The following is a 4,644-nucleotide window of genomic DNA, read 5'->3' as shown; positions in this document are numbered from 1 at the left end:
AAGTAACAATCATTAGTAGCATTAACATATAAAATGTGTAAAATGCGCGGCAGTTGATTGTAAGAAGACTTTTAGAAGACTATTTACACAATGGGCTTGATCTTAGAAAGAAGATCTGTATAATTGCCCACTCGCTGACTAGTCAGCGTAAATTATAATGTTTAACCAAGTAGGTTACTCATTTTCACAGCGACTCCGATTGGGAGTCGAACGGTTAAATCATCTCGCTCTGCTTTTCCATTAGGAAGAAGCTAGAGGGTGATTTTTTATATGTCCATTTTAGGAGCTCTGGTCAATGCAGAACCAAAGAATCCGTATCCGCTTGAAAGGCTTTGATCATCGTTTAATTGATCAGTCTACAGCGGAAATCGTTGAAACTGCTAAGCGTACAGGCGCGCAGGTACGTGGTCCTATTCCACTACCAACACGCAAAGAGCGTTATACCGTTTTGATCTCTCCGCACGTTAATAAAGATGCTCGTGATCAGTACGAAATTCGTACCCACAAGCGTTTAGTTGACATCGTAGAGCCAACAGAAAAGACTGTAGACGCATTAATGCGTTTAGATCTTGCGGCTGGTGTCGACGTTCAGATTAGCTTAGGTTAATTGAGATCCTTAGAAGAGGTTTGAGAGATGGCTATCGGTCTTATTGGTCGTAAAGTGGGTATGACTCGCATCTTCACTGAAGATGGTACGTCAATCCCTGTAACAGTAATCGAGATTGCAGGCAACCGTGTTACTCAAGTGAAAACTTTAGAAACTGACGGTTATCGTGCACTTCAAGTGACTACTGGTACCAAAAAAGCCAATCGCATCACTAAAGCAGAAGCAGGTCACTTTGCCAAGGGCGGCGTAGAAGCCGGTCGTGGTTTGTGGGAAATGCGTTTAGCAGATGGTGAAGGCGAAGGCATTGAAGTTGGTGCTGAAATTAATGTTGATATTTTCGCTGATACAGTGAAAGTTGATGTTACTGGTCAATCAAAAGGTAAAGGTTTCCAAGGCGGCGTTAAGCGTTGGAACTTCCGTACTCAAGATATGACACACGGTAACTCTTTGGCACACCGTTCGAATGGTTCTATCGGTCAGAACCAAACGCCTGGTCGTGTATTCAAAGGCAAGAAAATGTCAGGCCATATGGGTGCTGAGCAAGTAACAACTCAAAATCTACACGTAGTACGTGTTGATGCAGAGCGTAACTTGTTATTAGTACGCGGCGCAGTTCCAGGCGCTACCAATGGTGACTTGATTATCAAGCCAGCAGTTAAAGCTTAAGGTCTGAGGAGATAGTAATGGAATTGGTATTGAAAGACGCCCAGAGCGCTCTTGAAGTTTCCGAAACTACCTTCGGCCGTGACTTTAACGAGGCATTGGTTCATCAGGTAGTTGTAGCATATGCTGCAAACGCGCGTCAGGGCACTCGTGCTCAAAAGACTCGTGCGGAAGTAACTGGCTCAGGCAAAAAGCCTTGGCGCCAGAAAGGCACAGGCCGCGCTCGTGCCGGTAGTGTTAAAGGCCCAATCTGGCGTGGCGGTGGCGTAACATTCGCTGCTAAAACACAAGATCACAGCCAAAAAGTTAACAAAAAGATGTACCGTGGTGCTCTAAAGAGCATATTCTCTGAATTGGTACGTCAAGAGCGTCTAGTTGTTGTTGAATCGTTTGGTGTTGAAGCTCCTAAAACTAAAGAGCTGAAAGCTAAATTAAAAGCAATGAACTTAGAAGATGTTCTAATTGTTACAGCTGAAGTTGATGAGAATTTATTCTTAGCAGCTCGCAATTTATACAAAGTTGACGTGCGTGACGTAGCGGGTCTTGACCCAGTTAGTCTAATTGCATTCAACACTGTTCTTGTTACTGCTGATGCAGTGAAGCAAATCGAGGAGATGCTAGCATGATCCGCGAAGAACGTTTGCTAAAAGTTATTCTTGGTCCACATATCTCTGAAAAGAGTACTGTGCTTGCTGAGAAAAACAACACTGTAGTTTTCCGCGTAGCCATCGATGCAACTAAAGCAGAGATTAAAGCTGCAGTAGCGAAGCTATTTGAAGTTGAAGTTGATTCTGTTCGCACTTTAGTTAATAAAGGCAAAACCAAGCGTACCGGTGGCCGTGTAGGTCGTCGTATCGATTGGAAAAAAGCTTATGTTACTTTAGCTGCTGGTGCTGAAATCGATTTCGTCGGCGGCGCTGAATAAGCAAAGGAGAATTATCATGGCAGTTATTAAGTGTAAGCCAACCTCTCCAGGTCGTCGCCACGTAGTTAAAGTGGTGAATACGGACCTGCATAAGGGTAAACCTTTTGCTGGCCTGTTGGCGAAAAAAACTAAAAGTGGTGGCCGTAATAATACTGGCCGTATCACTGTACGCCACGTAGGTGGTGGACATAAGCAGCACTATCGTATTGTTGACTTCAAACGCAACAAAGATGGTATCCCTGCGAAAGTTGAACGTCTTGAATACGATCCAAACCGTACAGCGCACATCGCGCTAGTACTGTATGCAGATGGTGAGCGTCGTTATATTCTTGCTGCAAAAGGCATGAAAGCTGGCGACCCAATCCAATCTGGCTTGGATGCAGAAATCAAGACTGGTAACGCTAGACCGTTACGCAACATTCCAGTAGGTAGTGTTGTACACGCTGTCGAAATGAAGCCTGGTAAAGGCGCTCAAATCGCACGTTCAGCTGGTGCTTATGTACAAGTTGTTGCTCGTGATGGTGCTTATGCAACTCTACGTCTTCGCTCTGGCGAAATGCGTAAAGTTCCAGTAGATTGCCGCGCGACATTTGGTGAAGTTGGTAATGCCGAGCACATGCTACGCCAGTTAGGCAAAGCAGGTGCTAAGCGCTGGAGAGGCGTACGCCCTACAGTTCGAGGTGTTGCAATGAACCCAGTAGACCATCCACATGGTGGTGGTGAAGGCCGTACTTCTGGTGGACGTCATCCAGTGAGTCCATGGGGTGTGCCGACTAAGGGTTATAAAACTCGTAGCAACAAGCGCACTGATAAGTACATCGTACGTCGTCGTAATAAATAGTAAGAGGATTCGCCATGCCACGTTCTCTCAAGAAAGGTCCCTTCATTGACCTGCACTTGCTGAAGAAGGTAGAGAAAGCGATGGAAGCGGGAGACAAAAAGCCAATTAAGACTTGGTCTCGTCGCTCAATGATCATCCCTAATATGATTGGGTTGACCATCGCTGTCCATAATGGTCGTCAGCACGTACCTGTGTTCGTAACTGACGAAATGATCGGCCACAAGCTTGGTGAATTTTCACCAACTCGCACTTATCGCGGCCATGCTGCAGATAAGAAAGCGAAGAAGCGTTAATACGGGAGGAATAAGATGGAAGTTTTAGCTAAACATCGTTTTGCTCGTACGTCTGCGCAGAAGGCCCGTCTAGTTGCTGATCAAATTCGCGGATTGCCTGTTTCTAAGGCACTCGAGATTTTGACATTCAGCCCCAAGAAAGCCGCCGTACTAGTAAAAAAAGTACTTGACTCAGCTATCGCAAACGCCGAACACAACGAAGGTGCTGACATTGATGAGCTTAAAGTTGGAGCCGTCTTCGTAGATGAAGGCCCAACAATGAAGCGTATCATGCCACGTGCTAAAGGCCGCGCTGATCGTATCATGAAGCGTACCAGTCACATTACTGTGGTTGTAGCAGATCGCTAGGAGAAGAGAGCAATGGGACAGAAAGTACATCCTAATGGTATCCGTCTGGGTATCACTAAGCCTTGGATCTCTACCTGGTACGCAGATAAGTCAGACTATGCAAATAATCTGAACAGCGACTGGGAAGTGCGTCAATATTTAACTGAAAAGTTAAAAGCCGCATCAGTATCTAAGATTGTTATTGAACGCCCAGCGAAAAGCATCCGCGTTACTATTCACACAGCCCGTCCAGGCATTGTGATTGGTAAGAAAGGTGAAGACGTTGAAGTATTACGTGCCTATGTGTCTAAAATCACTGGTACTACTGCTCAAATCAACATCGCTGAGATCCGTAAGCCTGAATTAGACGCTAAGCTCGTTGCTGACTCTATTGCTCAGCAGTTAGAGCGTCGTGTTATGTTCCGTCGTGCTATGAAGCGCGCAGTACAAAACGCAATGCGCATTGGTGCTCAAGGTATCAAAGTTCAAGTGAGCGGCCGTTTAGGCGGCGCTGAAATTGCGCGTGCAGAATGGTATCGTGAAGGTCGTGTACCTTTGCATACTTTGCGTGCTGATATCGACTATTCAACCGCAGAAAGTCACACTCAATACGGTGTGATTGGTATTAAAGTTTGGATCTTCAAAGGCGAAGTTCTAGACGGTTTAGTACCTGCTATTGAAGAGCCTAAGCAGCAACCTAAGCGTAAGCCTCGTGGTAAATAGGAGAAACTTTTATGCTGCAACCTAAACGTATGAAGTTTCGCAAGATGTTCAAAGGCCGCAACCGTGGTCTAGCGAACGGTACTGAAGTTAGCTTTGGTACTTTCGGTTTGAAAGCAGTCGGCCGTGGCCGTTTAACTGCTCGTCAAATCGAATCTGCACGTCGTGCCATGACACGTCATGTTAAACGTCAAGGACAAATTTGGATTCGAGTTTTCCCTGACAAGCCAATTACCTCTAAGCCTCTTGAAGTGCGTATGGGTAAAGG

Annotated in this window: 9 protein-coding genes; all 9 read left to right on the top strand. The window is 45.6% G+C overall.

Annotated elements, in window-relative coordinates:
- The first annotated feature begins 295 nt into the window (after window positions 1-295).
- Window positions 296-607 carry a 30S ribosomal protein S10 gene (gene rpsJ / locus CXF78_RS10740; RefSeq protein WP_011635639.1) on the top strand — a complete coding sequence of 104 codons (312 nt, stop codon included), beginning with the start codon at window positions 296-298 and terminating at the stop codon, window positions 605-607.
- A gap of 27 nt (window positions 608-634) precedes the next feature.
- Window positions 635-1,273 (top strand): 50S ribosomal protein L3, encoded by a 639-nt coding sequence (gene rplC / locus CXF78_RS10735; RefSeq protein ID WP_011635640.1) that lies wholly within the window; start codon window positions 635-637, stop codon window positions 1,271-1,273.
- 17 nt (window positions 1,274-1,290) lie between these two features.
- Complete coding sequence (gene rplD / locus CXF78_RS10730) at window positions 1,291-1,896, top strand: 50S ribosomal protein L4 (RefSeq protein WP_011635641.1); 606 nt, start codon at window positions 1,291-1,293, stop codon at window positions 1,894-1,896.
- Window positions 1,893-2,195, top strand: coding sequence for a 50S ribosomal protein L23 (rplW, locus tag CXF78_RS10725; RefSeq protein WP_011635642.1), 303 nt, complete (start codon window positions 1,893-1,895; stop codon window positions 2,193-2,195). The genes rplD and rplW overlap by 4 nt, the downstream gene beginning before the upstream one ends.
- Before the next feature lie 16 nt (window positions 2,196-2,211).
- A complete protein-coding gene (rplB, locus tag CXF78_RS10720; RefSeq protein WP_011635643.1) occupies window positions 2,212-3,036 on the top strand; it encodes a 50S ribosomal protein L2 in 825 nt (274 codons plus the stop codon).
- Between the two features lie 14 nt (window positions 3,037-3,050).
- Window positions 3,051-3,329, top strand: a complete 279-nt coding sequence (gene rpsS / locus CXF78_RS10715; RefSeq protein ID WP_006083596.1) for a 30S ribosomal protein S19 — start codon at window positions 3,051-3,053, stop codon at window positions 3,327-3,329.
- A gap of 15 nt (window positions 3,330-3,344) precedes the next feature.
- A complete protein-coding gene (rplV, locus tag CXF78_RS10710; RefSeq protein ID WP_011635644.1) occupies window positions 3,345-3,677 on the top strand; it encodes a 50S ribosomal protein L22 in 333 nt (110 codons plus the stop codon).
- A 12-nt stretch (window positions 3,678-3,689) separates the two neighbouring features.
- Window positions 3,690-4,379 (top strand): 30S ribosomal protein S3, encoded by a 690-nt coding sequence (gene rpsC, locus CXF78_RS10705; protein WP_011635645.1) that lies wholly within the window; start codon window positions 3,690-3,692, stop codon window positions 4,377-4,379.
- 11 nt (window positions 4,380-4,390) lie between these two features.
- A partial coding sequence (rplP, locus tag CXF78_RS10700) for a 50S ribosomal protein L16 (RefSeq protein WP_102036772.1) occupies window positions 4,391-4,644 on the top strand: 254 nt, incomplete at its 3' end.

This window comes from Shewanella sp. 11B5 (assembly GCF_002836795.1).
GTDB classification, from domain to species: Bacteria; Pseudomonadota; Gammaproteobacteria; order Enterobacterales; family Shewanellaceae; genus Shewanella; species Shewanella frigidimarina.
The sequence above is the reverse complement of the archived record's forward strand: the minus strand, read 5'-3'. Positions and strand labels throughout refer to the sequence as shown.

What these genes read in the sequence shown, in the direction of transcription:
- rpsJ (WP_011635639.1), top strand. Translation starts at nt 296, where the DNA reads ATGCAGAACCAAAGAATCCGTATCCGCTTGAAAGGCTTTGATCATCGT.
- rplC (WP_011635640.1), top strand. Translation starts at nt 635, where the DNA reads ATGGCTATCGGTCTTATTGGTCGTAAAGTGGGTATGACTCGCATCTTC.
- rplD (WP_011635641.1), top strand. Translation starts at nt 1,291, where the DNA reads ATGGAATTGGTATTGAAAGACGCCCAGAGCGCTCTTGAAGTTTCCGAA.
- rplW (WP_011635642.1), top strand. Translation starts at nt 1,893, where the DNA reads ATGATCCGCGAAGAACGTTTGCTAAAAGTTATTCTTGGTCCACATATC.
- rplB (WP_011635643.1), top strand. Translation starts at nt 2,212, where the DNA reads ATGGCAGTTATTAAGTGTAAGCCAACCTCTCCAGGTCGTCGCCACGTA.
- rpsS (WP_006083596.1), top strand. Translation starts at nt 3,051, where the DNA reads ATGCCACGTTCTCTCAAGAAAGGTCCCTTCATTGACCTGCACTTGCTG.
- rplV (WP_011635644.1), top strand. Translation starts at nt 3,345, where the DNA reads ATGGAAGTTTTAGCTAAACATCGTTTTGCTCGTACGTCTGCGCAGAAG.
- rpsC (WP_011635645.1), top strand. Translation starts at nt 3,690, where the DNA reads ATGGGACAGAAAGTACATCCTAATGGTATCCGTCTGGGTATCACTAAG.